This window comes from Aeromonas sp. SG16 (assembly GCF_024436135.1).
In the GTDB taxonomy this organism is placed as follows: Bacteria; Pseudomonadota; Gammaproteobacteria; order Enterobacterales; family Aeromonadaceae; genus Aeromonas; species Aeromonas jandaei.
Map to the genome: position 1 here is coordinate 54309 of NZ_JANFNW010000009.1, position 25823 is coordinate 80131.

Consider the following 25823-nt stretch of genomic DNA (forward strand, 5'->3'; position numbering starts at 1 on the left):
CCTGCTGCGATTTGTTCGCAGAGGCCTCTTGCCCGCGGTTGCAGGTAACGCCTGATGTACCTGACCCATTTCGGCCTGCAGGAGGCGCCGTTCAGCCTTACCCCCAACACCGGTTTTTACTACGGCCTGCCGCCTCATGAAGAGGCGCTGCAGGTGCTCAACTGGGCGCTGGCTCAGGGGGAAGGGTTTATCAAGGTGACCGGCGAAGTGGGTACTGGCAAGACGCTGCTCTGCCGCAAACTGCTGAGCGAGCTGGGCTCGGAAGAGTGCCCGGTACGCCTGGCCTGGCTGCCCAATCCCCACCTCAGTCCAGCCGAGCTACGCACCGCACTGGCGCTGGAGCTGGGGTTGTCGGTGCGGGATCAGAGCGAGCTGGATCTCACCGATCGCATCCATCGCCATCTGATCAGCCTGCATCAGCAGGGGAGTCGGGTGGTGGTCCTGATCGACGAGGCACAGGCTCTGCCGGATGAGACGCTGGAGGCCATTCGGCTGTTTGGCAATCTGGAAACCGAGTCGAGCAAGCTGTTGCAGATAGTGCTGTTTGGTCAGCCCGAACTGGATGTGCGGCTGGCCAAAACCAATCTGCGTCAGCTGCGCCAGCGCATTGGCTTCTCCTATCGCCTGCGACCACTCAGTTTTGACGAGACTCGTGCCTATCTGGAGCACAGATTGCAGGTCTCCGGTTATCGCGGCGCGCCGCTGTTTGCCGGCCGTGCCTTGCGCCTGCTGTGGCGCGCCTCGCGCGGGGTGCCAAGGCTTATCAACATCCTGGCGCACAAGTGCCTGATGCTGGCCTATGGTCAGGGGGCTCGTCAGGTTGATGGTCGGCTGGTAGGGCTCGCCATTCGCGATACCGACGATGCCAGCCGCTTTGCGCCACTGCGCTGGTGGCCGCTGTTGCTATTGCTGGGATGTGCCCTGGCTTATGGAGTCTGGTCATGAGCGTGATCAACCAGATGCTGAAAGATCTGGAGCAGCGCCAGCAAGGCGCCGAAGGGGCGGCTGTCTACGTCGCTCCGGCGCGCCAGCAGGGTTGGTGGATGTTGCTGCTCACCCTGCTCTGCGGACTGGCACTCGGGATCCTGGGGTGGCGAACCTGGATCTACTGGCAGCAAACCCGTGTGGTGGCACCGCAGGCCAATGTAGTCAGTGAGCAGGCCGCTCCCGATGCGGTTGCCCGGGTTGCCGAGCCGGTCGCTTCAGCCGCATCGGCCGAAGTGGCCGCTACCCTGCCTCTGCCCCGTCAGGCGGAACCTGCAGAGGAAGAAGCAGAAGACGAGGCATCGCTGGCTCAGGGGGAAGGTGCTCCCTTCGATGCCTCCAGCGAGATTGACCAGCGGACGCCGACCGATGAGGAGCTGCAGCCCGAGTTGTATGCCGAGCTGGCGGCAGAGCAGCAGGCTGCCGCCGCACCGCGCAAGCCGAGCGTGCTCAAGATTGAAACGGTCGAACTGTCACCCAAAGAGCTGGCAGCGCTCTCGGAGCGCAAGGCGACTACCGCCATGGCCAAGGGCAATATGCGCGATGCGCAGGACAACTACTACGACGTGCTGGCCCACGATCCCTATAACCAGGGCGCCCGTGAACAGCTGGCCGGCTTGCTCTACGGCGAAGGGCGGCTGACCGAGGCACGCCAGCTGCTGGAGGAGGGGATCCGGCTCGATCCGCAACAGGCCGATTTTCGCCTGCTACTGGCCCGTCTTGCCATTAGCGAGGGGTTGCAGCAGCAGGCGCTGGGCTGGTTGGCTGGTTATCAGCCCGATCTCGCCAGCAATCTGGACTATTACGCCACCTGGGCCGGACTGGCGCAGGAGCTGGGACAGAATGTCGAGGCGGCCAATCTCTATGTGAAGCTGCTGCGTCAGCAGCCCGATCAGGGACGCTGGTGGCTTGGGCTTGGTGTGGCCGAGGATGGTCAGGGCCACAGCCAGCGTGCCCTCGATGCCTATCGCAATGCCCAGCTGCACGGCAACCTGGGCGAAGCATCCACCAACTGGCTGGAACAACGGATTGCCCAGCTTGCTCCCTGACGATCACCGGATCAGATGGAGCAAGGGGGGAAGAGAACAACAGGAATCGGAGTAGCAATGGCACAACCCAGACTGAAAATGCGCCTCGGCGACCTGCTGGTACAGGAACAGATCATCTCCGATGATCAGCTGCAGCTCGCGCTGCAGCAGCAGCGTCAGACCGGCCGCAAGCTGGGCACCACCCTCATCGACCTCGGCTTTATCAGCGAGGTGCAGCTGCTGCAATTCCTCGCCCGTCAGCTGGATGTGCCCTTCTTCGATCTCAACAACCTCACCATAGATGCTGCCGCGGTGCCGCTGTTGCCCGAGGTGCAGGCGCGCCGTTACCGGGCGCTGGCGGTCAATCTCACCGACGATCGGGTGACGGTGGCCATGTCGGACCCGGCCGATCTGAGTGCACTGGATGCCATCGCCGCTCTGCTCAGCCCGCGCATCATGGTGCTGGCGGTTGCCCGAGAAGGGCAGCTGCTGGAGTATTTCGACCGGCTCTACCGCCGTACCCGCGAAATCGAGAGCTTCGCCGAACAGCTGCAGGAGGAGTATCAGGACTCCGGCTTCGAGCTGGGCTCCAGCAATCTGGGAGCTAATGATGAGGGGGAGGCGACGGTGGCCAAGCTGCTGCGCTCCCTGTTTGAAGACGCGGTGCAGGTTGGCGCCTCGGATATCCATATCGAGCCGGACGAGAAGGTGCTGCGCATTCGTCAGCGGATCGACGGCATCCTCCACGAGAATATCCTCAACGAGGTGCGTATCGCTCAGGCGCTGGTGCTGCGTCTCAAACTGGTGGCGGGGCTCGATATTTCCGAGAAGCGCTTACCGCAGGATGGCCGTTTCAACATGAAGGTGCGCGGCCGTGATGTGGACGTGCGGATGTCTACCATGCCGGTGCAGTATGGCGAGTCGGTGGTGATGCGTCTGCTGGATCAATCCTCCGGCATCCTCTCGCTGACCGAAACCGGGATGCCGCCCGATATCCTGACCCGTTTCCGCCGCCAGCTCAAACGGCCACACGGCATGATCCTGGTAACGGGGCCAACTGGTAGCGGCAAGACTACGACCCTCTATGGCGCTCTCTCCGAGCTCAATCAGGCGAGCCAGAAGATCATCACGGTTGAAGACCCGGTGGAGTACCGCTTGCCTCGCATCAGTCAGGTGCAGGTTAACCCCAAGATTGGTCTCACCTTCTCCCACGTGCTGCGTTCTACCTTGCGTCAGGACCCGGACATCCTACTGGTGGGCGAGATGCGCGACAACGAGACGGTGGAGATCGGCCTGCGCGGCGCTATCACAGGTCATCTGGTGTTGACTACCTTGCACACCAACGATGCGGTGACCAGTGCCCTGCGCCTGATCGATATGGGGGCTCCCGGCTATCTGGTGGCGAGCGCCCTGCGGGCGGTTGTCGCTCAGCGACTGGTGAGACGGATCTGCGAGCACTGCGTCGAGGAGAAGGTGCCGGACGAAGGACAGACGACCTGGCTTACCGTGCTCTCGGGAGAAACGCCCGGTCAGCATACCTACCACAAGGGGCGGGGTTGCCAGAGCTGCAACTTCACCGGTTATTCGGGCCGGATCGGGGTGTACGAGTTGCTGGAGCTGGATCAACCGATGATGGATGCGCTGCGCCGCAATGACGCTGAGGGTTTTGCCAAGGCGGCCCGTCAGCATGAGCACTATCGGCCGCTGGCCCTCACTGCCCTCGATTATGCCCGTGAGGGGATCACCTCGGTGGATGAGGTGCTCCGGCTGGCCGAGGATTTGGGGTAAGCGATGGCTAACTTTGCCTATAAGGGGCGCGACAGCCAGGGCAATGCTACCAGCGGTGTGGTTGAGGCGGCCAACGAAATGGCGGCGGCCGAGCAATTGATGCGCCGTGGCGTGATGCCTACCGAGCTCAAACCGGGCAAGGCCAAGGGGACTGATCTTAACTGGTCGCTGCTGCTGGAAGGTGGTGTCAAACTCGACGAGCTGGTGATCTTCTGTCGCCAGATGTATGCCCTGACCCGGGCCGGGATCCCGATCCTGCGCGCCATCGCCGGGCTGGAGGAGAGCACCCACAGCAAGCCACTCAAACGTGCGCTCCATGCGCTGGGAGAGGATCTTGGCAACGGCCGGCCCTTGTCGAGCTCGATGCAGGCTCACCCCAGAGTGTTCAGCAGTCTCTTCATCGCCATTATCCACGTCGGGGAGAACACCGGTCAGCTGGAAGAGGCCTTCCTGCAGCTTGCCACCTATTTCGAGCTGGAGCTGGAGACCCGCAAGCGGATCAAGACGGCGATGCGTTATCCCAGCTTCGTGCTGATTGCCATCGGCATCGCCATGGTGATCCTCAATATCATGGTGATACCGGTCTTTGCCGGCATGTTTGCCAAATTCGGGGTGGAGTTGCCGCTGGCGACCCGGATCCTGCTCGCAACCTCCCACTTCTTTGTGCACTACTGGTGGCTGATGCTCGCCACCCTGATTGCTATTGTCGTCAGCTGGCGGCGCTGGGTTGCTACCCCCAAGGGCAAGCTGACCTGGCATCGCTGGCAACTCAGGTTGCCGATCGTCGGAACCATCATCGAACGCTCCTTGCTGGCCCGTTTTGCTCGCAGTTTTTCCATGATGCTTAAAGCCGGGGTGCCGCTCAATACGGCACTGACGCTGGTTGCCGATGCGGTGGATAATGCTTGGATGGCTGGCCGGATCCGTGATATGCGGGCCGGGATCGAGCGGGGCGAGAGCCTGCTGCGCACCGCCAGCAGCAGTGGTCTATTTACCCCGTTGGTAATGCAGATGATTGCGGTGGGTGAAGAGACCGGTCAGGTCGATGACCTGCTCCATGAAGCAGCCGAATATTACGAGCGAGAGGTCGATTATGACCTCAAGAGCCTCACCGCACGGATCGAGCCGATCCTGATCGGGATTGTGGCTGTGATGGTGCTGATCCTGGCGCTCGGCATTTTCACGCCGATGTGGGACATGATGAGAGCCGTAAGAGGCAAGTAATTTGCTGGCGTAGTCGCGGGGAGTCGAGGGCTGGATGAGCAGACAGGCAGTGCAGGATGACCGCTGGCTCGGCGGCTATAGGCGGATTGCGGTGGTGATCCTGCTGATGATTATTGTGGCTACGCTGGCGCGCACTTATCAGCACAACCGGGAGGAGGCGCAGCAACTCACTCTCACCCTGCTGGGTGTGCAATTTGCCGAACGGGCACAACGTTTGCACGGCCTCTGGCTCGATGAACGGCGGCCCAAGACGCTCTATGTGGGTGAACAAGGCTGGCATTTCGATGAGCGAGGCTGGCCGCTTGGTCTATCGCCACTGCAATCCCCTTCCGCTGATTGTCGGCAGCTGTGGCTGGCGTTGGTGGGAGAACAGCAGGAGGAGCTGCCTCCTCTGCAGTTTTTGGCCCGGGCCGATGGTAGTGGTTGCGACATCGGGTGGGATGGTTATTGGCTCTTTTATCAATTTTCTGACGGGCGCGTGATTAAATCACCTTGAACAAGGGCGATGATAGAGCCTAACGGCATGATTTTTTTGAGTCTGCATGAAATAATACAGGCTCTATTGGGGAGGGTGCATGACAATGAAATCAACGGCACTGAGAGTGCCAATGAGAGGGATGATGAAACGGACGGCAGGTTTCTCTCTGATTGAGCTGGTGATCGTTATCGTGATCCTGGGGATCCTGGCGGTAACGGCGTTGCCCCGTTTTCTCGATGTGACTGACGAGGCGAAGAAGGCCAGTGTCGAGGGGGTCTCCGGCGGTTTTGCTACCGGGGTATCTCTGGTGCGGGCCCAGTGGGAGGCTGAGGGGCGAGCCAAACAGGATAGCCTCAACACAGTGCTCTATGACGGTTCCCGTTTCTATCTCACAACACCGACCGATACCCAGATCAGTAATGGCGAGTTATCGCCGGGTTATCCAATGGATACCGCGGCTGGCGGCACTCCCGATGTGGATCCTGCCAATCTGACGGCCGCGCGGTGTCTGAAAATTTGGGAGGGATTACTGCAAAACCCACCCAAGGCTACGGCCAGCTTCAGTGAAGTGCGCGGTAGTGGTAATGACCTGAAATACTATGCCACCGTGAGCAGTAATGGACTGGATTCGGTCTGCCGTTACTATCTGGTCAATAGTTTAAGTAAGGGCAGCGATGGCAAGTATCAGGATCCGCAAGGCAGTACTGATGCATTTATGAGTTTCAGTTACCGTCCGGCCTCCGGTCAGGTGACCACCAACATTAATTGACAGAGGAAAGTGCAATGAAAAAACAGGCGGGTTTTACCCTGATCGAACTGGTTATCGTGATCATCATTCTGGGTATTCTGGCAGTGACTGCCGCACCCAAGTTCCTGAATCTGCAGGATGATGCCAAAAAAGCAGCTGCTGATGGTGTGAAAGGTGCAGTAGCAAGCTCTGCTCAACTGGTTTATAGCCGAGCTGTGTTGGATGGCAACGAAAAAGACACTACTGGTACCAAGACAGTGACTTTGGCTGACAACACCACCGTTACCATCAAATACGGATATCCGACGGCGACTTCTGCCGGTATTGGCAAAGCTGCAACTATCGATCCTCTTTGGGTTGGTAGTGTTAGTGGCTCTACCTACGTGTATCAGACCTCAGGTTCAACCTGTACTGTGGTCTATACCGAAGCGAACGCCAGTGGTGCAGCATCGACAGCCAAGTCTGGTTGCTAACCATTGCCATGAAAGCGGGGCTAAAGCCCCGCTTTTTCTATCGAGAGTGAGTCGATGCAAAAGGGCTTTACCCTGATTGAATTGGTACTGGTGATCCTGTTGCTCGGGATTCTGGCCGCCTTTGCCGTGCCCAAATGGCTGGGCAAAGGCGGCTTTGAAACTCAAAGTTTGCGTGATGAGTTGCTGACCCGGCTGCGCTTGGTGCAGACAGTCAATATGCATGAGCCTGCCAACCGCTGCACCCAGCTGGTGGTCGATTCATCCAGTTTTGCTCATATTACCCAGGCTGTTGCCGGCGGTGTTTGTCCGGCCCTCGGCGCTATTGCCAGCTGGAGTGGCAATCAACGCACCCGTGGTCGTCCGGTCACGCCTTCTGCCGGTATGACTATCTCCCTCAATAACAGCAGTAGCTTTGTGCTCCGTTTCGATCAGATGGGACGGCCAATCGGGGTTTGCAGTGCGGGATGTATCCTGCAGGTAAGCGATGGTCGCGAGACGGGGGCAATCAGGATCGAGTCAGAGGGCTATATCCATGAGAGCCCCTGAACGCGGTTTTACCCTGATCGAGCTTATCGTCGGCATAGTGCTGCTGGCGGTTGCGCTGACCGGCATTCTCGGTTTACTCATCAATCAGGCGCCACAGGCGGTTGATCCGGTGCAGCAGGTGCGTGCTGCCCAGTTGGCCCAGCGCCTGACTGGCGAGATCCTGCAAAAGTCGTTTGATGAGCAGTCGGATCATAATGGCGGACGTTATCGCTGTGGCGAACAGGTTGCCGGTGTGACGATTGCACCCTGTTCAGGCAGTTATAGCCCTGATGGTGAGCCGGCCCCTTATGCTTACAACGATGTGGATGACTTCGATACGGCAGGCAACTGGCGTGATGCCAGCTGGTTTACCCAGACTTCGTCAGGTATCGGCAGCGATGAGTATCGCAACTATCAGGTCAAAATCGCTGTCAGTGCCGTTGATTTCAGCGATGGTACCTTCAAGAGCTGCACTGCACCCTGCTCGGTAGGCAAGCGCATCGATTTGCAGGTTCGCCTGCCCAATCAGAGCGTGCTCGATTTCTCCTTCTATCGGGGGAATTACTGATGGGCAGGGTCATTCAACGGAGCCATAGCACTGTCCCTACCACTTCGCGCTCAGCCAGCGGTTTTACTCTGGTCGAGCTGGTAATGGTAATTTTGCTGCTCGGGATAATGGCGACCTTTACCAGCCAGTTTATCGGTATTGGCACCCAGATCTACGGCGATGCCAGCAGCCGTGAGCAGCTGATGAGCGATGCCCGTTTCGCCATGGAGCGGCTAAACCGCGAGCTGCGCAATGCGGTACCCGGTTCTGAGCGAATCGAGACTGCGGGCGGCCTATGGGTTGATTCCGGCGTCTGCCTGCGCTTCTGGCCCATCAGCACCTCCAGCCGCTACCTTGCCCTGAACAAAACGGTATCAGGCAGCAGCTCCACGCTGGAGCTGGTGATGGCAACGCCTGCCGCCGCGACGGATCCCCTGAGCACTGATGCGACGGCAGTCAAAGTCGGTGATCTGATGGTGGTCTTTCCGTTACCCAATTCCAGTGCGAGTTCCCTGAGCAGTGGTTGTGATTACGGGCGCTGCGTGGCCAACGTCACAGCAGTGCAGACCCCGGTATCCGGTGCACAATCCATCCGCTATACCAGTGCCGAGAGTCTGGCCGGCCTCTCGCCGGGGAGCCGGGTTTATTTTGCCAATCAACAGGTTCGCTATTGCGTAGAGGGCAACACTATCACTCGGGCAAGTGCTGCCATCAGTGCATCCTTGCCAGCCACTGGAGTGTTGATGGCCGATTCTCTTGCTTCCGGCAATTTCTATCGGGAAACCTCAGCCTTCAACGCGGAAGGGGAGTTTGGCATGCGCTTCGTATTCGCGCGCAAGGGGGAGTCGGTCACGTTCAACCACAAGATCGAGGTGCTCAATGTTCCTTGATGCGCGCTCACCCAGAGTTATGCGGGGGAGCGCCCTGATGATCGCGCTCTTCGTCATTGTGGTCATGGCACTGCTGGCTGCAGCCATGGGGCGTTTTTTGGTCGACAGCGGCGAGAAGAATACGGTGGAGGTGCGCAGTGTGCGGGCCTTGCTGGCGGCTCAGAGCGGGTTGGAAGTGGCGCTCTATCGGCTGTTTCCCAATCGCACTCTAGCCCAGCAGGCGCCTCCTGCGTTGTGCTCGGCAACCACTTCAGTCAACTTTACCGCCAATCCCGGGCTTGCTGGGTGTCAGGCTGTGGTTCGTTGCGGCAGTGTGCCGGTGACCTACAACGGAACCGTGACCAACGGCTATCGACTGGAGAGTGTTGGTACATGCGGAACAAGTGACCTCATCTCGGACAGCCCTGATTTTATGGTGAGCAGAACCGTGATGGTGGAAGCTTTTGATGGAGGTACACCCTGATGCGCAAGGTTTGGTTGATTCTAGCCTTCTGGCTATTCAGTAGTGCGGTCGGAGCATTTCAGACTATCGACACATCCACCTATTTTCCTGCAGTGACTCAGGGTCATCGTGGGGACACCAATCTTAATTGCAATTCCCTTGGTAATCCGGCGTTGACTATGTACGGCTCTGCCAAGGTGAATGGCACTGCAGGAGCTGCACTTAATTATTGTACCTCAAGCCAGGGCTCCGGGATGCCGTTGGATGCATGTGACAACGCAGATGGTTCTCGCCGCTTGTGCTCGATTACCCGAAATACGATACGTGGGTTACCTGTTAGCGGTGGCAATGCATTTTCCTCGAGTAGTGGATCTGGTGGCGATTTTTCACAATGCCAGGCTGGGCAGCAGTTGAGTATCGGGAGTGCAACCTCGAATCAATTTAACTCCATTGCATTGAATACCAGTTGCTCTTTAATTTTCTCCAATGCTGCTACCGAATATCGCATCAAGTCGTTGGCATTGAACAATAGCGCCAAAGTGATTTTTTCATCCGGTGATTACTGGATTGAATCGTTAACGATGAATCAGGGTGCAGAAATTCAGATTCAGGGTGAAGTTCGTATTTTTGTCAAAAATGCTCTTGAGCTGAACAATGCCATATTGAATGCTTCTGGCGAGGGAACACTGCTGTTATTTGGTTATGGCGGAATTACCCTGAATGGAGTGAGTCAAATAAATGGTTATGTCTACTCCGATCAAAATCTGACTCTTAACAATTCAGCCATTATTCGTGGACGCACGACAAGCCGTAGTCTGAATATGACTGATAGTTCTGCAATCAATGATCAGACATTCACTCCCATACTGGGGTGTTTTTCAGATGATTTTCCCGGAACAACATTGAGTGACAAGTGGGTTGTCAAAAGGACTTCTGGTTCTTTTGACCCGAAGATTATCAGTGGCCGATTACGGATGACTGAGGCGAGTGGTAATCAGGCTACTTCCGCGACTTATCAGCGTTTATTCCCGGCTGCAAATAATTTGGTCGAAGTCACTTTTCGTTATTATGCATGGTCACCCACTTGGTTTAATACCGGGGGGGATGGATTGGCGGTGATTCTTTCTGATGCGACAGTAACCCCGCAGCCTGGTAGTTTTGGTGGCGCGCTCGGTTATGCTCAACGTGATAATGGAACGCCCGGTTTTGCCGGTGGTTGGCTTGGCGTCGGTCTTGACGAATATGGAAACTTTTCCAACGGTAATGAAGGAAAAGTTGGTGGCCCGGGATTCCGTGCTCAAGCAATTGCGATTCGGGGGGGCGTCGGTTCAAGTTATCGCTATTTGGCAGGCACGGCAGCCAATCTTAATCCCAAGATTGATGTAAGTGGCACCAGTTCCGCCCAGCCCGGCCATCTATATCGGTTAAGGATTGATTCACGTGTGGCTGGCCGCTCCATGGTCTCGCTGGATAGAAACACTGGCTCCGGATTTAGTACCCTGGTTGCGCCATTCGATGCGATGGCTACCGCTGGGCAGGAGCAGGTTCCTGCAGATTTTTTGCTGTCGCTTACAGGGTCAACCGGAGGCGCCAACAATAACCATGAGCTGGATGATATCCAGATCTGTGCCCTGCGATCCAACCCGATCGGGGTGCAGATTGATCATTTCCAACTTGATCACTCCGGTCAGCCGCTGACTTGCAATCCCGAGACAGTGACGGTCAAGGCGTGCGCCGATGCTGCTTGTAGCACACTTATCAAAGACTCGGTGACCGCGACCCTGAGTCTTACCCCTACTTCTGCCAGCAATGGTTGGATTGGCGGCAATACGGTGACCTTTAGCGGCGGTTCGACCAAGGTGCAGTTGCGCAATAATACGCCGACCGCGGTGGCCATAGGCGTTTCCGGCTCGACTCCGACGACCAAGCCATTCAGTACCACCTTGTGCAAGGCCGGGGCCGGTACGCCCAGTGCGGCAGCCTGTACCCTGAACTTTGCCGATAGCGGCTTCTTCTTTGATGTGCCTGATATTTATTCCAACCAGCCTCAGGATGTGACTATCAGTGCGGTCAAAAAAGACGACATTACCAAGCAATGTGTGCCCGGATTTACCGGCGTGAGGTCTGTCGGCTTTTGGGGAACGTACAACAATCCAAATACCAATAGCTTTGGTAGCAAGATCTCCATCGATGGCAACACCATTGCAACTTATGCCGGCAGTGTTTCTTCACCAACACCAACCACCCTCGACCTGACTTTTGATAATCAGGGTAAAGCGACCTTGAAAAAAGTGACCTACCCGGATGCGGGTCAGATGCAGCTTTCAGCCAGTCATAATGGCAGTGGTGAGACGGCGGGTCTGGTGATGACAGGGTCCGACACGTTTGTGGCACGTCCTGTCGGCTTGTGTATAACCCCTCCGCAAGGGGTCTGCGCGGCAGGTGATAGCAGTTGTCCGGTATTCAAAAAAGCAGGGGAAATGTTCCAGGTGGATATCAAGGCGATGGCCTGGGAGTCGGCCAATGATGGGGATATCTGCGCTGGGAACCTGACTACGCCTAACTTTGCTTTGACTAACATCGCTCTTGCTACTCAACTGGTTGCCCCGATTCCCGGGCAAAATGCGCAGGTCGGTACAGCGAGCTATAACCACTCTAATGGGATGGGCATCAACAATATCAATAAGGTCACCCAGTCAGTCAGCGAGGTGGGGGTGTTCCGGATGACGGCGACGCCACCAGCCAATGGCTACTTCAATTACACCATCCCATCAGCCCAGAGCCTGCCGGTGGGACGCTTCGTACCCTGGGATTACAGTTTGAGTAATGGTTTTATCACGCCAGCCTGCAATGCCTTTACATATATGAGCCAGCCCTTTGCCAGCGGTTTTGTCCTCACTGCACGCAATCTGCAGAAAGGGACGACAGAGAACTATAAGGGGGCGTTCGCTAAAGGGGTTGCTGAGATGGTGGCTGCCAATGCTCTGGATGGGGTTGCGCGTGACAAGCGTATTACACTATCTCCCTCGCTCAGCTGGGCAAGTGGTATTGCGAGCGTTAATCAGCAGTCACCTTTGGGACTGAATACCCGCTTTGATCGTGCTGCGAGTCCAGAAGCACCTTTTGCCACGTTGAGCTTTGGTATCAAAGTCGATGATAAGGATGGCGGCAATACACTGTTGGCTAATCCAAATATGAATACTGCTGTCGCTGGGACATGTTCTGGGTCGGGATGTAATGCGGTGCTGCTGGGAACTCAAAAACTATTGTACGGCCGGCTGATGGCGGGCACTGCGGCAGGTCTTGCATCGGCGGATCTGCCGGTGCCGTTGCAGATGCAATATTACGAAGCGGGCAACTGGGTGTTAAACAAGCAGGATAAGTGCACTCCGCTATCCCTTGCTGGTCAGGGGATTGCGTTCCTAAATCCAAGCCACTCGTTTGATGCGGCAACCAGCAGCCTCAATCTGGGAACCGGGCGTACCATCAAGCTGGGGCTGGGCAGCACACCTCCCGGTGCTATGTCGGGTACGGCAAAAGATGGTGAGATCCTGTTCCAGTTTGCCAAGCCCGGTATAGCAGTACGTATTCCCTACAAGGTGGATCTGGCGAAGCAACCCTCATCACCGCTCTGGCTCTCTGATCCGCTGACCCTGCAAGGGGAGGCCATCTTCGGTTCGACCCGCGGTAATGACAGAATTATCTATCGCCGTGAAATATTGCGTTGAAGTGCCACAACAGGGGGTGAGGAGCATCTTCTCCCCCCAACACCCTGTTTACGAGGGCTGGCAAGCCTGAGCAAGTGAGTAATGACTCGCACTTTTGTCGCGCTTGATTGATTGGCGACAGTTTGAGCGCTTGCCCATTGGGGTGGGCATTGGTAAAGTTAGCCGGTTTTCTGCACCTCCAAATTCTTAGGATTTCCCGTAGCCATGTTCAAAAAGCTCAGAGGCGTCTTTTCCAACGATCTGTCGATCGATTTGGGAACTGCCAACACCCTGATCTATGTAAAAGATCAAGGGATCGTCCTTAACGAACCCTCAGTTGTCGCCATTCGCCAAGAGCGCGGGAACGCCAAATCGGTCGCTGCTGTCGGTCATGCCGCCAAGCAGATGCTGGGCCGTACCCCGGGCAACATCTCCGCGATCCGCCCGATGAAAGACGGCGTGATTGCCGATTTTTACGTGACCGAGAAGATGCTGCAGCACTTCATCAAGCAGGTTCACGACAACAACTATTTCCGCCCCAGCCCGCGTGTGCTGGTGTGTGTACCGTGTGGCTCCACTCAGGTTGAGCGTCGCGCCATCAAGGAATCCGCTCTGGGTGCCGGTGCCCGTGAGGTTTACCTGATCGACGAGCCTATGGCCGCTGCCATCGGTGCCGGCCTGCCTGTCTCCGAAGCGACCGGTTCCATGGTGGTTGATATCGGTGGTGGTACTACCGAAGTGGCCATCATCTCCCTGAACGGTGTGGTTTACTCCCAGTCCGTCCGTATCGGTGGCGACAAGTTTGACGAAGCGATCATCAGCTACGTTCGTCGCAACTACGGTAGCCTGATCGGTGAAGCTACTGCCGAGCGCATCAAGCACGAGATCGGCTCCGCCTACCCGGGCGAAGAGGTGCGCGAAATCGAAGTTCGTGGTCGCAACCTGGCTGAAGGTGTGCCGCGCAGCTTTACCCTGAACTCCAACGAGATCCTGGAAGCGCTGCAAGAGCCGCTGTCCGGTATCGTGGCTGCCGTGATGGTGGCGCTGGAGCAGTCTCCGCCGGAACTGGCTTCCGACATCTCCGAGCGCGGCATGGTGCTGACAGGTGGTGGTGCGCTGCTGAAAGATATCGACCGTCTGCTGATGGAAGAGACCGGTATCCCTGTCGTCGTTGCCGAAGATCCCCTCACCTGTGTGGCCCGTGGCGGCGGCAAGGCGCTGGAGCTGATCGATATGCACGGTGGCGATCTGTTCCACTACGAATAAGACCCAAAGCCGGCCAGCGTGCCGGCTCTTTTTTGACGACCCATGAAACCCATTTTTGGTAGAGGCCCTTCGCTTCAGTTACGGTTGTTTCTCGCCGTCATCATCTCCATTGCTGCCATCGTCGCGGATTCTCGCTTCGGTGTGTTCAGCCACGTCCGCGTCTACCTCAGTTCGTTAGTCAGTCCGTTGCAGTACATGGCCAATGCGCCCGGCACCCTGCTCGACACCATGTCGACCCAGGTGCAGACCCGCGCCGATCTCATCGAGCAGACCAAGCAGCAGGAGCAGCAACTGTTCACCCTGCGCGCCCGCCTGCTCAAAATGGATCAGCTGGAGCACGAGAACCAGCGGCTGCGCGAGTTGCTCGGTTCGCCGGTACACAAAGAGTCCCGCAAGATGGTGGCCGAGCTGCTGTCGGTGGACTCCGACCCCTTCAGCCATCAGGTGCTGATCAACAAGGGGGCACTGGATGGCGTCTACAACGGTCAGGCAGTGATCAACGATCAGGGTGTGATTGGTCAGGTGCTCCATGTGGGCTCCACCACCAGTCGCGTGCTGCTGATCACCGACTCCAGCCACGGCATTCCGGTGCGGGTGCTGCGCAACGATTTGCGCGCCATCGCTTCCGGCAGTGGCGAGCTCGACAAGCTGGAGCTGCGCAACCTGCCGCGCAACACCGATATTCAGGTGGGTGATCTGCTGGTCACCTCCGGTCTTGGCGGCCGCTTCCCGGAAGGTTATCCGGTGGCTACCGTGACCCGCTCCGAGTATGTGGAGGGCAAGCCCTTCGCCCAGATCGAGGCCAAACCGCTGGTCGAGCTGGATCGGTTGCGCTATCTGCTGCTGCTGTGGACCGACAAGAAGCCCGAGGTAAATGACAAGGATGGCGAACGCCCGGCACCCGCTGCCGCGGTGTCCGCCGCAGGAGCCACTCGCTGATGCTGCAACCCGCCAGTGGCAGGATCTGGATCTGGATCTCGATCCTGCTGGCTTTAAGCCTGTCGATCCTGCCGCTTCCCTTTGAATTTGATCCATTCCGTCCGGACTGGCTGGCCATGGTGCTCATCTACTGGGCACTGGCGTTGCCGCACCGGACCAACGTCGGTACCGCCTGGGTGGCCGGTCTGCTGCTGGATGTGCTGCTTGGCAGCACCCTCGGCGTGCGCGCCATGGCGATGGCCATCACCACCTATCTGGCGGCCTTCCAGTTCCAGAAGATCCGCAACTTCTCCCTCTGGCAGCAGGCGCTGATCATCGGCTGCCTCTCGCTGGTGGGCAAACTGACGGTCTTCTGGGCCGAGCACCTGTTTAGCCGGGCCAGCCTCAACTTCGCCTACTTTTGGTCGACGTTGACGACGATGCTAATATGGCCCTGGGTGTTTCTGGTGTTGCGCAAAGTGCGGCGCCGCTTCAATATCAGGTAAATATGAGCAAAAACAACGAACTGCAACTCTATCTTGCGTCGGGTTCTCCCCGTCGTCGCGAACTGCTGACCCAGCTTGGCTACCGTTTCGAGGTGCTGAAACTCGATGTGCCCGAGCAACGGGAAGAGGGCGAAAAGGCGCAGGATTATGTCTGCCGTCTCGCCCGCGACAAGGCGATGGCCGGTGTGGCCATCGCGCCTGACGCATTGCCGGTGCTGGGCGCCGACACCATAGTGGTGCTGGGCGACAGAGTGCTGGAGAAACCTTCCGATCTGCTCGATGCGAAAGACATGCTGGAGGCGCTCTCCGGCAAGGTACATCAGGTGATGACGGCGGTGGCGCTGGCCAGCAAGGATCGTTGTGACGTGCGACTGGTCACCACCAACGTGGCATTTCGCAAGCTGGACGAGGCCGAAATCGAGGCCTACTGGCAGACCGGTGAGCCCTGTGACAAGGCAGGGGCCTACGGCATTCAGGGTATTGCTGGCAAGTTCGTCAGCCGTATCGAGGGGAGCTACAGCGCCGTGGTCGGCCTGCCCCTGCTGGAAACGGATCTGCTGATCAAGCATCATCTGGAACAGCTCAGGTAATTTCCCGTCAGCTGTGCTGCTGCGTTCGTCCTTGCGCGCGTTGTACCGGATTGGCTGTATAAGAATTCAAAACTGGAACAGGCAAGGTTACTTATGTCGGTAGAACTGCTGGTTAACGTTACCCCCTCCGAAACCCGGGTCGCCCTGGTCGAAAACGGTCTGCTGCAGGAAGTGCACGTAGAGCGTCAGGCCAAGCGCGGCATTGTCGGCAACATCTACAAAGGCAAGATCAGCCGGGTACTCCCGGGCATGCAGGCGGCCTTTGTCGATATCGGCATGGACAAGGCGGCCTTTTTGCACGCCTCCGATATCGTCCCCCACACCGAGTGTGTGGCGGTGAAGGAGAAGGAGCAGTTTCAGGTCGGCAACATCGCCGAGCTGGTGCGTCAGGGGCAGGACATCATGGTGCAGGTGGTGAAAGATCCGCTTGGCACCAAGGGGGCCCGTCTCACCACCGACATCACCCTGCCATCCCGCTATCTGGTCTTTATGCCGGGCAGTGCCCACGTCGGCGTCTCCCAGCGTATCGAGTCCGAAGCCGAGCGCGAGCGCCTCAAGCGCACCGTGGCCGGTTATGTGGATGAGCTGGGCGGCTACATCATCCGCACCGCCGCCGAAGGGGTGGGGGAGCAGGAGCTGGAGCAGGATGCAGCATTCCTGAAACGGCTGTGGCGCAAGATCCTCGAGCGCAAGCAGAAGTATCCCCCCTGCAAGATCCTCTACGAGGATCCCAGTCTGGCGTTTCGGGTGGTGCGCGACTTCGTCGGTGCCGAGCTCGACAAGATCCGCGTTGACTCCCGCCAGAGCTTCGATCAGCTCAAGCGCTTCACCGAGGAGTACGTGCCGGAGCTGGCCAGCAAGCTGGAGTACTACCCCGGCGAGTCGCCCATCTTCGATCTCTACGACGTGGAGAACGAGATCCAGCGGGCGCTGGAGCGCAAGGTGGAGCTCAAATCCGGCGGTTACCTCATCATCGACCAGACCGAAGCCATGACTACGGTGGATATCAACACCGGCGCCTTTGTCGGCCATCGCAATCTGGAAGAGACCATCTTCAACACCAACGTCGAGGCGACGGCGGCCATCGCCCGTCACCTGCGCCTGCGCAATCTTGGCGGCATCATCATCATCGATTTCATCGATATGCAGTCCGAGGATCACCGCCGCCGGGTGCTGCACAGTCTGGAGCAGGCGTTGTCCAAGGACAGAGCCAAGACCAACGTCAACGGTTTCTCCCAGCTCGGTCTGGTGGAGATGACCCGCAAACGTACCCGCGAGAGTCTGGAGCATGTGCTCTGCTCCGAATGTCCCGAGTGCAAGGGGCGGGGCCGGGTCAAGACGGTGGAGTCGGTCTGCTTCGAGATCCTGCGGGAGATCATCCGGGTCAATCGCGCCTACGATGCGGATCAGTTCACCGTCTACGCCGCGCCTGCGGTGGCCGATTACCTCCATGGCGAGGAGTCCCACAGTCTGGCGGAGCTGGAAGTGTTTATCGGCAAGCAGGTGCGGGTGGTGAGCGAACCCCTCTGCGGTCAGGAGCAGTTCGACGTGGTGATGATGTAATTGGTCTATCGCTGGCTGAGTCGGGGCTGGTTGGCCCTGGGGGTTCTGTTCGTACTGCTGGCCATGCTGGTCACCCTGGTACGGGTCGGAGGCCCTTTGCTGAATCAGTACCGGGAGAGCCTTATCAACTCTCTGCTCGGCGATTCGCAAATCAAGGTCAGCGTTGATCAGATTGGGCTGAGCTGGACACAGTCCGGCCCGGCCCTCGAGCTGCAACAGCTCGCTGTCGCCCCCGACTCCAGGCGCTATACCATCAAGCTCGGCAAGGCCTGGGTTCATCTCGATTTCTGGCGTACCCTCAACCAGCTCAAGCCGGTCTTTGGCGAGCTGATCCTGAGCGATGGCGATATCACTCTCGACTTCAGCCAACCGGCTGACGACAGCCCCTCCGGCGATCCCCAGCAGGGAGCCCTGCTGCGCTTTCTGCTGACCCAGCTCTCCACCTTCGATGTGCACGATACCCGCCTCAGCGTCACTACTGCGCTCGGCGACATGCGGGCACTCGATATCGCCCATCTGCGCTGGCAGAACCGTGGCAAGCGCCATCAGGGGGTCGGCAAGGCCTATCTCATCAACGGGGTGGGCGAGAGCACCCTCGACCTGATCCTCGATGTTGAAGCTCCAGAAGCGCGTCTCGATCGCCTCAAGGGGCAGCTCTATCTTGGCGCCAACCGCCTCGATATCAGCCCCATGCTGGCGCGGATCCACGCTGGCGAGCCGACCATCACCGGCCTGCTCGACTTTCAGCTCTGGAGCGATTTCGCCAACGGTCAGCTGGGCAATACCCTGCTGGCATTCGGGTCCAACTACCTGATCTGGAAGGATCCCAAGAACGGGGATATGCACCGTTTCGGCCTCGATGGCGGTAAGATCCAGCTACGCCGGGACGGCACCGACTGGCAACTGGCGAGCCACAACGTCACCTTCAAGCTGGACGGCAAGTCCTGGTTGCAGAGCCGCTTGCAGCTGGAGCGGATCGGGGATCGGGTGCAGGGCTATCTGCCCAGCATAGAGTTCGACAAGATCACCCAGATGAGTCAGCTGGTCTCGGCGCTCTACCCGACGCTCTGCGAGACCCTCCGCCAGACCAATCCGCAGGGCTCGGTGCAGGATCTCACCCTGCTGGCCAACGCCAATTGGCAGGATCTCTCCCTCAGCGGTCGCTTCAGCAAGGTGCGCCTCAAGGCGTGGCAGGATGTACCCGGGATGCAGGATCTCAACGGCGAGTTCTGGCTGACCCCAACGGGAGGCAGTGCCAGACTGGCGCTGGCCAAAGACACGCTGGATCCGGCCCGCCACTTCAAGGAGCCGATCCCGGTTGATAATTTCTCGGCCCGTCTCGACTGGTGGCGCGAGACACAAGGCTGGGTGATCTACGGGCAGGATATCGCGCTGGATAACCCGGATCTGACCCTGGCCAGCCGCTTTCGCCTCGATCTGTTCGAGCACCCTTTCCTCGCGCTGACCGGCCGTATCGATGTCAAGAATGCGGGTCATGCCTATCGCTACTTCCCGCTGCAGGTGATGGACAAGGAGCTGGTTGATTACCTGAGTGGTGCCATCAAGGGCGGCAGGGCCAAAGGGGCCGACCTGCTCTGGTATGGCGAGTTCAGGGATTTCCCCTACGAGAAGGGTGAGGGTATCTTCCAGGTCGCGGTGCCGCTGGAGCAGGCCACATACGAGTTCTTCCCCGGTTGGCAACCACTTACCGACCTGCAGATCGATCTCTTGTTCCAGAATGCCAGCCTCGATATGCGCAGCCGCTCTACCAAACTGGGCAAGGCGAGCTCCGATTCGGTGCATGCCTGGATCCCCGATCTCGCACCGGGTGGCCATCTTTACGTGGATGCGCAGGTTCAGGGCGAGGGCAAAGCCATCAGCGACTATCTGCAGGACTCCCCGTTGGGCAGTTCGGTGGGGCAGGCGCTGGAGGAGATCGAGGTGCGTGGCCCGCTCAAGGGGGCGCTCAAGCTCGATATCCCCCTCGACGGCGAGAGCGAGGTGAAGGCGAGCGGCGATGCCACCTTCAACAACAACAAGGTACGGGTCGCCAGTCTGGATCTGCCGCTGGAGAAGGTGCAGGGGCGGCTCGAATATGACAACGAGCAGACCCGCTTCAGCAACCTCAAGGCGACCCTGTGGAACCAGCCGCTCACCCTCAACTATCAGGGGCGTCAGCATCCTGACCGCTATCAGGTCGATCTCGATTTCAAGGGGCAGTGGGATAGCCGCCGCCAGCCCGCTGCCATCTCCTCATACGGCATCCTCAACGGCCGCAGCAACTGGGGCGGCAAGCTGGGGCTGACCTTGCCCGATGACAAGCCGTTCAGCTTCCAGCTGGGCCTCGACTCCACTCTGCAGGGGATGGCGCTCGATCTCCCTTCGCCACTGGCCAAGAGCAGTGGCAGCCGCCTGCCGCTCACCGTGATCGCTCGTGGCCGGGACGGCAGTGCCGATATTCGCGCCGTGCTGGGGGCGGATGTGGATATGCAGACCAGATTGGTTTACGGCGAAGGTGTGCCCTATCTGAGCCGGGTGCGGGTCGATGTGGGCCAGCCGGGCGCGCGGGTACTGCGCGATGTTCCCATGCTGCTCGCCATCAACCAGCAGGAGGCCGATGTCGGCGGCTGGTTGGCCCGACTCAAGCAGTGGCTGCCCTCCGGCAATGCGCCGACCGGTACTGCCGTGGTTGGCCCCTCTTTCCTGCCGCAGGAGTGGTGGGTGGATGGCCGGCTGGCGCGGGCGAATATCGGCAGTGCCACCATCAAGGCGACCCACTTCACCGTGGGGCCGGTCAATCAGGCGACCGAGGTGATGCTCGACAGTCCCGATGTGATGGGGGTGATCCGCATTCCTGTGGTGGCCAACCGCCCGGTCGACGCCAAGTTTGCCCGTATCTACTGGTCCGGCAAGAGCGAAGAGTTGAGCCCGGATCCCGACGCCAAACAGGATAACGCCATCATGGCCTCCATCCCCTGGTTGAAGGTGAGCTGCGTCGATTGCCGTTTTGGCGAGCTGCCGCTCGGCGAAGTGAAAGGCGAGCTGCTGCCGGGCGCCAACAAGGTGACCCTCAAGGATCTGGATATCCGGCTGGCGGGCAGCCAACTCACCGGCAGCGTCGACTGGCTGGCCGATGGCAACCGGATGGAGACCCGCGCACGTGGCAAGCTGACCAGCAAGAACAGCGAGCTACTGCTCAAGCGGCTCGGCTACACCTCGCCCATCGGTGATGCGCCCGGCTCCCTCGCCTTTGATCTCAACTGGCAGGATGTGCCCTACCGCCCGAACCTGCCAACGCTGGGGGGCAGTGCCAACTATCAGCTGGAAGGCGGCACCCTGCGCGAGGTGAACGACAAGGGGGCACGGCTGCTCTCCCTGCTTAGCCTCGATTCCCTGCTGCGCAAGTTGCGCCTCGATTTTCGCGATGTGTTCGACAAGGGCTTCTACTTCGAATCCATGTCTGCCTCTGCCAAGATCAAGCAGGGGGTGGTGGATAATCAGGACTTCTTTATGAAAGGGGCCGCCGGCAATCTGCGTGGCGAGGGGATTGCCGATCTGGTGCGCTGGCGGCTCGATTACGAGCTGAGCTTCTCCCCCAATCTGGGGGGCACCCTGCCGGTCGTGGCCGCTTTCTCCATCACGCCGGTGACCGGTCTTTATGTGCTGGCCCTCTCCAAGCTGCTGGAGCCGGTGGTGGATGTGGTGACCCGCATCGATTTTCGCATCTCGGGCCCGCTCGACGATCCCAAGCTGATCGAAGCTGGCCGGGATCGCGCTCGCATCAAGCTCAACCAGCAGCAGAAAGAGGCAGTCGATGCCGTGGCGCCCAAGTTGCCTGCGGCCAAGAGCACTCCCTTTCTGCTGAATCCGCAACCGGGTAGCCCGAACCAGCCCTGACCTGCACCATCACAAGGAGTGAGCCATGATCCGACATATCCTGCTGATCGCCTTCAAACAAGGCACCTTGCCTGACCAGATTGAGACTGTGCGAGCCGCCTTTCTGGCCATTCCCCATCAGGTCAGCGGTGTGACCGCCGTCGAGTGGGGCCGTGATGACAGCCCGGAGGGGCGGGCCGAGGGGTTTACCCATAGCGTGCTGATGACCTTTACCGACGAGGCTGCCCGCCAGCGCTATCTGCCCCACCCAGATCACGATGCCCTCAAGGCCATCTTCCGTCCGGTGCTGGAGCGCATCATAGTGCTGGATTACACCCTGCAACCCGGGGATGCGGTTGCTCTCGGGGTTCCGTCATGATGGAGGATGAGCGCCGGGGCAAGATTCCACCGCTTCAATTCGCGTTGTTGCAGGCCGTCGTGGAACATGGCAAAGCCCATCCTGCGATTGATGCCGGGGTTGTGGTCGGGTCGCTTGCAAAGGGCAAAGCAGACCGGGTGTCCGATGTCGATCTCTTGTTGCTGGCCGAGCCTGGCTTTCATAAACAGGGGGAGACTCTTGTACGCTCCATTGTGGGTGAACGGGCAGTCTTTCACTGCTGGCAAGGAAGGCATGAAGAGGTCTGTTCATACTGGCGGTTCATCTTCCTCGACATGTCCAGCATCGAGATCCATATCCTTGATCGGGGGGCTGAGTTCCCCCTTGCCAAACCTTACTTGCCACTGTTCGATAAAACCTCCTCCCTTGGTGCGCTTGAGGTAGCAGGCCCCGCCCCAAGCCATTGGGACTTTCCTGCCTATATGGCCGAAGGGGATGGGTTGGTGTGGGAGTTGTTCGATTGCCTCAAATGGGCAGAACGGGGCCAGCGTGGCTTGGTCAGGCATCATCTTCGCAAGCTGCTGGCCGAGATGGATAAAGACCCGAATATTGTGGATCGCGATTAACGCGGACAAGGAGAGAGTCATGTGGTTAGCCGCAATACAGCTGGTATCTGGCCGTCACTGGCAGGATAACCGGGAGCAGATCGCCGCCGAGCTGGCCGCCTTGCCCCAAGAGCGGCCGCTGCTGGTGCTGTTGCCGGAGAACTTTGCCCTCTTTGGCGAACGGCAGGGCTATCTGGATGGCGCCGAGGCAATCGGCCCCGACCCCAGCCCCGATCTGGGCGGAGCCGCGCCCATCCAGCAACAACTGACGGAATGGGCGCGAGAGTACGGCATCTGGCTGATAGCCGGAGCCATGCCGACCACCATCGCCGGTTCCGACCATATCCACACCAGCTCGCTGGTGTTTGATCCAAGCGGTGAGCTCAGGGGCCACTACCACAAGATCCACCTGTTCGATGTGGATGTGGCGGACAATCACGGTCGCTACCGTGAGTCGGAGACATTCAGCCCCGGCGAGTGGCCTGTGGTGGTGGACTCCCCCTTTGGTCCCCTTGGCCTCTCGATCTGTTATGATCTGCGCTTTCCCGAGCTATACCGCCAGCTGGCCCGAGCCGGTGCCCGCGTGCTGCTGGTGCCTGCCGCCTTTACCGCCGTGACCGGCGAGGCGCACTGGGAGCCGCTGCTGCGGGCCCGTGCCATCGAAAACCAGTGCTACGTTGTTGCAGCCAATCAGGGCGGTACCCACGAGACGGGGCGCCAGACCTGGGGCCACAGCATGGTGATCGATCCCTGGGGCCGGGTGCTGGCCAGCAAAGAGTCCGGGCGTGGCACCGTATTGGCGCAGATGGAGCCCGGATTTATCGACGAATTGCATCGCACCATGCCAGTGCTGACCCATGCCCGTTTGTTGTGATGGCGTGGCTTGTTGCCAACCCGTCGGCAAGACGATTTAAAACATCTCGTTACGAGAGTGGAGAAGAAGATTGAGTCTATTGAGCCAGGTTAGTGCCTCCCTGTTGGCCCCCAACGACCTCGACGAAGGGCGCTTGCAGCAGCTGCTCGGCAGCCTGATGAGCCATCAGGTGGAGTTCGGTGACCTCTATTTCCAGCGCAGCTGGCACGAGTCCTGGATGCTGGAAGATGGCATCGTCAAGGATGGCAGCTACAACATCGATCAGGGGGTCGGGGTGCGCGCCGTCAGCGGCGAGAAGACCGGCTTTGCCTACTCGGACGAACTGAGCCTGCTGGCGCTGCAACAGTCGGTGACTGCCGCCCGCGGCATCGCCGCTGCCGGTGCTCACGGCAAGGTGAAGGCGTGGGCGCGCACCGAAGCGAACCTGCTCTATCCGGCTATGGATCCGCTGCAGACCCTCGACAAGCACCAGAAGATCGCCCTGCTGGAGCAGATGGACAAGTTCGCCAGAAGTCTGGATCCCGCCATCAATCAGGTGATGGCCTCCATCAGCGGCGTCTATGAAGAGGTGCTGGTGGCTGCGACCGACGGTACTCTGGCTGCTGATATTCGCCCGCTGGTGCGGCTGTCGGTGACCGTCATTGCCGAGAAGGGCGATCGTCGCGAGCGCGGCAGTGCCGGTGGTGGTGGCCGCTTTGGTTACGACTGGTTCCTCGAGCTGGACGGGCTGGAGAGCCGCGCCTTTGGCTATGTGCGCGAAGCGGTGCGCCAGGCGCTGGTCAACCTCGACGCCATCGATGCACCGGCCGGTACCATGCCGGTGGTGCTCGGCGCCGGCTGGCCCGGCGTGCTGCTGCACGAGGCAGTGGGTCACGGTCTGGAGGGGGACTTCAACCGCAAGGGCTCTTCCGCGTTTGCTGGCCGCATCGGCGAACAGGTGGCCTCCAAGCACTGCACCATCGTCGATGACGGCACCCTGCCGGGTCGGCGTGGCTCCGTCTCCATCGATGACGAGGGGACGCCGGGTGGCTACAACGTGCTGATCGAGAATGGCATCCTCAAGGGTTACCTGCAGGACAAGCAGAATGCCCGTCTGATGGGCGTGCCGCTCACCGGCAACGGTCGCCGCGAATCCTATGCTGCCATGCCGATGCCGCGCATGACCAACACCTACATGCTGGCGGGTCAGTACGATCCGGCCGAGATCATCGCCTCGGTGAAGAAGGGCATCTATGCCCCCAACTTCGGCGGCGGTCAGGTGGATATCACCTCCGGCAAGTTTGTCTTCTCCGCCTCCGAGGCCTACCTCATCGAGGATGGCAAGATCACCGCCCCCATCAAGGGCGCGACCCTGATCGGCAACGGCCCCGAGGCGATGAGCCAGGTCTCCATGGTGGGTAGCGATCTTGCGCTGGATCGCGGAGTCGGTATCTGCGGAAAAGAGGGGCAGAGCGTGCCGGTCGGTGTCGGCCAGCCCACCCTTAAACTGGATCAGCTCACCGTGGGTGGCACCCAGTAAGCCTCGACGCAGAACAAGAACAGAGAGAAACCATGCTTACCCTGTCGAAAATATCCAATATCAGGAGCCAGCTCTCCCCCAGCGAGCTCAAGATTGCCGATTACATCCTCTCCTGTCCGGAACAGGTGACCCACTTCTCCTCTCAGGAGCTGGCCCAGCAGGCGGAGGTGAGCCAGTCGAGCATAGTGAAGTTCACCCAGAAGATCGGGTTCAAGGGCTTCACCGCCTTCAAGCTGGCGGTCAGCGAGGATCTGGGGCGCAAGCATGCCATCAAGACCGACACTGTCGGTGATCTCTACAATGGCATCGGGCGAGACGATGATCTGGAGACCATGGCCAAGAAGCTGGCGCAGGAGAAGATAAATTCTATTATCGAGACCACTCAGGCTCTCGACAGTGCTCTGCTGAAGCAGGTACTCGACACCATAGATGGCGCCGGGCGAGTACAGCTGGTGGGGATTGGCGGTTCGGCACTGACCGCCAAGGATCTCTGGTACAAGTTGCTCAAGATCGGCGTAACTACCCTGTTTGCCCAGGATAGCCATGTGCAGATCTCCATCGCCCAGACCCTGGGGCCGGGTGATGTGCAGCTGGTCATCTCCTATTCTGGCGCCAGCCGTGATGTGCTGGCGGCGGCCGAGCTGGCCAAGCGCAATGGTGCCACCCTGATTGCCGTGACTTCGTTCCGGCAAACCCAGTTGCGCCAGATGGCCGACATGGTGCTGGATACGGTGGCGGAGGAGAACGAACTGCGTATCTCTTCCATCTCCTCCCGTACCGCCCAGAACACCATTACCGACATCCTGTTCCTTGGCCTGGTGCAGCGCAGAGACGAGCGAGCCTGGGCCCTGATCGATGGTACCCGGGATGCCATCGACCGACTCAACAAGGAGTGAGGCCGGCTCTCCCGCTGCATCATCCGTACAACAAAAAAC

At 59.2% G+C, this 25823-nt stretch carries 23 protein-coding genes; all 23 read left to right on the forward strand.

Annotated features, from left to right (window positions below; all coding sequences use genetic code 11):
- Nucleotides 1-54 precede the first annotated feature (54 nt).
- The 23 genes from NOM67_RS17775 (at nucleotide 55) to NOM67_RS17885 (ending at nucleotide 25784) form a co-directional block, all read left to right on the forward strand.
- The gene (locus tag NOM67_RS17775) at nucleotides 55-945 is read left to right on the forward strand and encodes an ExeA family protein (RefSeq protein ID WP_156854002.1); all 891 of its coding nucleotides are present in this window, start codon (nucleotides 55-57) and stop codon (nucleotides 943-945) included.
- Nucleotides 942-2033 (forward strand): lipopolysaccharide assembly protein LapB, encoded by a 1092-nt coding sequence (locus tag NOM67_RS17780; protein ID WP_043851014.1) that lies wholly within the window; start codon nucleotides 942-944, stop codon nucleotides 2031-2033. Before NOM67_RS17775 ends, NOM67_RS17780 begins: the two co-directional genes overlap by 4 nt.
- A 57-nt stretch (nucleotides 2034-2090) precedes the next feature.
- Entirely contained in the window at nucleotides 2091-3800 is a 1710-nt protein-coding gene (gene mshE / locus NOM67_RS17785; protein WP_156854003.1) for an MSHA fimbrial ATPase MshE, read from the forward strand.
- A gap of 3 nt (nucleotides 3801-3803) precedes the next feature.
- Complete coding sequence (locus NOM67_RS17790; protein ID WP_156854004.1) at nucleotides 3804-5024, forward strand: type II secretion system F family protein; 1221 nt, start codon at nucleotides 3804-3806, stop codon at nucleotides 5022-5024.
- Between the two features lie 34 nt (nucleotides 5025-5058).
- Nucleotides 5059-5520, forward strand: coding sequence for a hypothetical protein (locus NOM67_RS17795; protein ID WP_156854005.1), 462 nt, complete (start codon nucleotides 5059-5061; stop codon nucleotides 5518-5520).
- A gap of 79 nt (nucleotides 5521-5599) precedes the next feature.
- Nucleotides 5600-6271: an MSHA fimbrial major subunit MshB gene (gene mshB / locus NOM67_RS17800; RefSeq protein WP_104016474.1), complete on the forward strand. Its 672-nt coding sequence runs from the start codon at nucleotides 5600-5602 to the stop codon at nucleotides 6269-6271.
- Between the two features lie 14 nt (nucleotides 6272-6285).
- On the forward strand, nucleotides 6286-6723 hold the full coding sequence (locus tag NOM67_RS17805; protein WP_041209627.1) for a prepilin-type N-terminal cleavage/methylation domain-containing protein: 438 nt from the start codon (nucleotides 6286-6288) through the stop codon (nucleotides 6721-6723).
- A gap of 54 nt (nucleotides 6724-6777) precedes the next feature.
- A complete protein-coding gene (locus NOM67_RS17810; protein ID WP_156854006.1) occupies nucleotides 6778-7269 on the forward strand; it encodes a prepilin-type N-terminal cleavage/methylation domain-containing protein in 492 nt (163 codons plus the stop codon).
- Nucleotides 7256-7816, forward strand: coding sequence for a prepilin-type N-terminal cleavage/methylation domain-containing protein (locus NOM67_RS17815; RefSeq protein ID WP_201968218.1), 561 nt, complete (start codon nucleotides 7256-7258; stop codon nucleotides 7814-7816). Before NOM67_RS17810 ends, NOM67_RS17815 begins: the two co-directional genes overlap by 14 nt.
- On the forward strand, nucleotides 7816-8685 hold the full coding sequence (locus tag NOM67_RS17820; RefSeq protein ID WP_255938990.1) for a PilW family protein: 870 nt from the start codon (nucleotides 7816-7818) through the stop codon (nucleotides 8683-8685). Before NOM67_RS17815 ends, NOM67_RS17820 begins: the two co-directional genes overlap by 1 nt.
- Nucleotides 8675-9148: an MSHA biogenesis protein MshP gene (locus NOM67_RS17825; protein WP_255938991.1), complete on the forward strand. Its 474-nt coding sequence runs from the start codon at nucleotides 8675-8677 to the stop codon at nucleotides 9146-9148. Before NOM67_RS17820 ends, NOM67_RS17825 begins: the two co-directional genes overlap by 11 nt.
- A complete protein-coding gene (locus tag NOM67_RS17830) occupies nucleotides 9148-12855 on the forward strand; it encodes a DUF6701 domain-containing protein (RefSeq protein WP_255938992.1) in 3708 nt (1235 codons plus the stop codon). Before NOM67_RS17825 ends, NOM67_RS17830 begins: the two co-directional genes overlap by 1 nt.
- Before the next feature lie 204 nt (nucleotides 12856-13059).
- Entirely contained in the window at nucleotides 13060-14100 is a 1041-nt protein-coding gene (locus NOM67_RS17835; RefSeq protein ID WP_005340051.1) for a rod shape-determining protein, read from the forward strand.
- A 42-nt stretch (nucleotides 14101-14142) separates the two neighbouring features.
- Entirely contained in the window at nucleotides 14143-15039 is an 897-nt protein-coding gene (gene mreC / locus NOM67_RS17840) for a rod shape-determining protein MreC (protein WP_185228167.1), read from the forward strand.
- Nucleotides 15039-15524 carry a rod shape-determining protein MreD gene (mreD, locus tag NOM67_RS17845; protein WP_033112548.1) on the forward strand — a complete coding sequence of 162 codons (486 nt, stop codon included), beginning with the start codon at nucleotides 15039-15041 and terminating at the stop codon, nucleotides 15522-15524. Before mreC ends, mreD begins: the two co-directional genes overlap by 1 nt.
- A gap of 2 nt (nucleotides 15525-15526) precedes the next feature.
- Nucleotides 15527-16114, forward strand: a complete 588-nt coding sequence (locus NOM67_RS17850; protein WP_033112547.1) for a nucleoside triphosphate pyrophosphatase — start codon at nucleotides 15527-15529, stop codon at nucleotides 16112-16114.
- A gap of 93 nt (nucleotides 16115-16207) precedes the next feature.
- Nucleotides 16208-17677 (forward strand): ribonuclease G, encoded by a 1470-nt coding sequence (gene rng, locus NOM67_RS17855; RefSeq protein ID WP_005340056.1) that lies wholly within the window; start codon nucleotides 16208-16210, stop codon nucleotides 17675-17677.
- A complete protein-coding gene (locus tag NOM67_RS17860) occupies nucleotides 17678-21574 on the forward strand; it encodes a YhdP family protein (RefSeq protein ID WP_255938993.1) in 3897 nt (1298 codons plus the stop codon).
- Between the two features lie 25 nt (nucleotides 21575-21599).
- Complete coding sequence (locus NOM67_RS17865; protein ID WP_156854009.1) at nucleotides 21600-21932, forward strand: Dabb family protein; 333 nt, start codon at nucleotides 21600-21602, stop codon at nucleotides 21930-21932.
- A complete protein-coding gene (locus tag NOM67_RS17870; protein WP_156854010.1) occupies nucleotides 21929-22516 on the forward strand; it encodes a nucleotidyltransferase domain-containing protein in 588 nt (195 codons plus the stop codon). The genes NOM67_RS17865 and NOM67_RS17870 overlap by 4 nt, the downstream gene beginning before the upstream one ends.
- A gap of 19 nt (nucleotides 22517-22535) precedes the next feature.
- Nucleotides 22536-23369: a carbon-nitrogen hydrolase family protein gene (locus NOM67_RS17875; RefSeq protein ID WP_255938994.1), complete on the forward strand. Its 834-nt coding sequence runs from the start codon at nucleotides 22536-22538 to the stop codon at nucleotides 23367-23369.
- 70 nt (nucleotides 23370-23439) lie between these two features.
- Complete coding sequence (gene tldD, locus NOM67_RS17880; protein ID WP_162516844.1) at nucleotides 23440-24888, forward strand: metalloprotease TldD; 1449 nt, start codon at nucleotides 23440-23442, stop codon at nucleotides 24886-24888.
- 32 nt (nucleotides 24889-24920) lie between these two features.
- Entirely contained in the window at nucleotides 24921-25784 is an 864-nt protein-coding gene (locus NOM67_RS17885) for an SIS domain-containing protein (RefSeq protein WP_041209636.1), read from the forward strand.
- Nucleotides 25785-25823 lie beyond the last annotated feature (39 nt).

What these genes read in the sequence shown, in the direction of transcription:
- NOM67_RS17820 (WP_255938990.1), top strand. Translation starts at nt 7,816, where the DNA reads ATGGGCAGGGTCATTCAACGGAGCCATAGCACTGTCCCTACCACTTCG.
- NOM67_RS17780 (WP_043851014.1), top strand. Translation starts at nt 942, where the DNA reads ATGAGCGTGATCAACCAGATGCTGAAAGATCTGGAGCAGCGCCAGCAA.
- NOM67_RS17775 (WP_156854002.1), top strand. Translation starts at nt 55, where the DNA reads ATGTACCTGACCCATTTCGGCCTGCAGGAGGCGCCGTTCAGCCTTACC.
- NOM67_RS17875 (WP_255938994.1), top strand. Translation starts at nt 22,536, where the DNA reads ATGTGGTTAGCCGCAATACAGCTGGTATCTGGCCGTCACTGGCAGGAT.
- NOM67_RS17825 (WP_255938991.1), top strand. Translation starts at nt 8,675, where the DNA reads ATGTTCCTTGATGCGCGCTCACCCAGAGTTATGCGGGGGAGCGCCCTG.
- NOM67_RS17795 (WP_156854005.1), top strand. Translation starts at nt 5,059, where the DNA reads ATGAGCAGACAGGCAGTGCAGGATGACCGCTGGCTCGGCGGCTATAGG.
- NOM67_RS17835 (WP_005340051.1), top strand. Translation starts at nt 13,060, where the DNA reads ATGTTCAAAAAGCTCAGAGGCGTCTTTTCCAACGATCTGTCGATCGAT.
- mshB (WP_104016474.1), top strand. Translation starts at nt 5,600, where the DNA reads ATGACAATGAAATCAACGGCACTGAGAGTGCCAATGAGAGGGATGATG.
- mreC (WP_185228167.1), top strand. Translation starts at nt 14,143, where the DNA reads ATGAAACCCATTTTTGGTAGAGGCCCTTCGCTTCAGTTACGGTTGTTT.
- mreD (WP_033112548.1), top strand. Translation starts at nt 15,039, where the DNA reads ATGCTGCAACCCGCCAGTGGCAGGATCTGGATCTGGATCTCGATCCTG.
- NOM67_RS17805 (WP_041209627.1), top strand. Translation starts at nt 6,286, where the DNA reads ATGAAAAAACAGGCGGGTTTTACCCTGATCGAACTGGTTATCGTGATC.
- NOM67_RS17830 (WP_255938992.1), top strand. Translation starts at nt 9,148, where the DNA reads ATGCGCAAGGTTTGGTTGATTCTAGCCTTCTGGCTATTCAGTAGTGCG.
- NOM67_RS17810 (WP_156854006.1), top strand. Translation starts at nt 6,778, where the DNA reads ATGCAAAAGGGCTTTACCCTGATTGAATTGGTACTGGTGATCCTGTTG.
- NOM67_RS17850 (WP_033112547.1), top strand. Translation starts at nt 15,527, where the DNA reads ATGAGCAAAAACAACGAACTGCAACTCTATCTTGCGTCGGGTTCTCCC.
- mshE (WP_156854003.1), top strand. Translation starts at nt 2,091, where the DNA reads ATGGCACAACCCAGACTGAAAATGCGCCTCGGCGACCTGCTGGTACAG.
- NOM67_RS17815 (WP_201968218.1), top strand. Translation starts at nt 7,256, where the DNA reads ATGAGAGCCCCTGAACGCGGTTTTACCCTGATCGAGCTTATCGTCGGC.
- NOM67_RS17865 (WP_156854009.1), top strand. Translation starts at nt 21,600, where the DNA reads ATGATCCGACATATCCTGCTGATCGCCTTCAAACAAGGCACCTTGCCT.
- rng (WP_005340056.1), top strand. Translation starts at nt 16,208, where the DNA reads ATGTCGGTAGAACTGCTGGTTAACGTTACCCCCTCCGAAACCCGGGTC.
- NOM67_RS17870 (WP_156854010.1), top strand. Translation starts at nt 21,929, where the DNA reads ATGATGGAGGATGAGCGCCGGGGCAAGATTCCACCGCTTCAATTCGCG.
- NOM67_RS17885 (WP_041209636.1), top strand. Translation starts at nt 24,921, where the DNA reads ATGCTTACCCTGTCGAAAATATCCAATATCAGGAGCCAGCTCTCCCCC.
- NOM67_RS17790 (WP_156854004.1), top strand. Translation starts at nt 3,804, where the DNA reads ATGGCTAACTTTGCCTATAAGGGGCGCGACAGCCAGGGCAATGCTACC.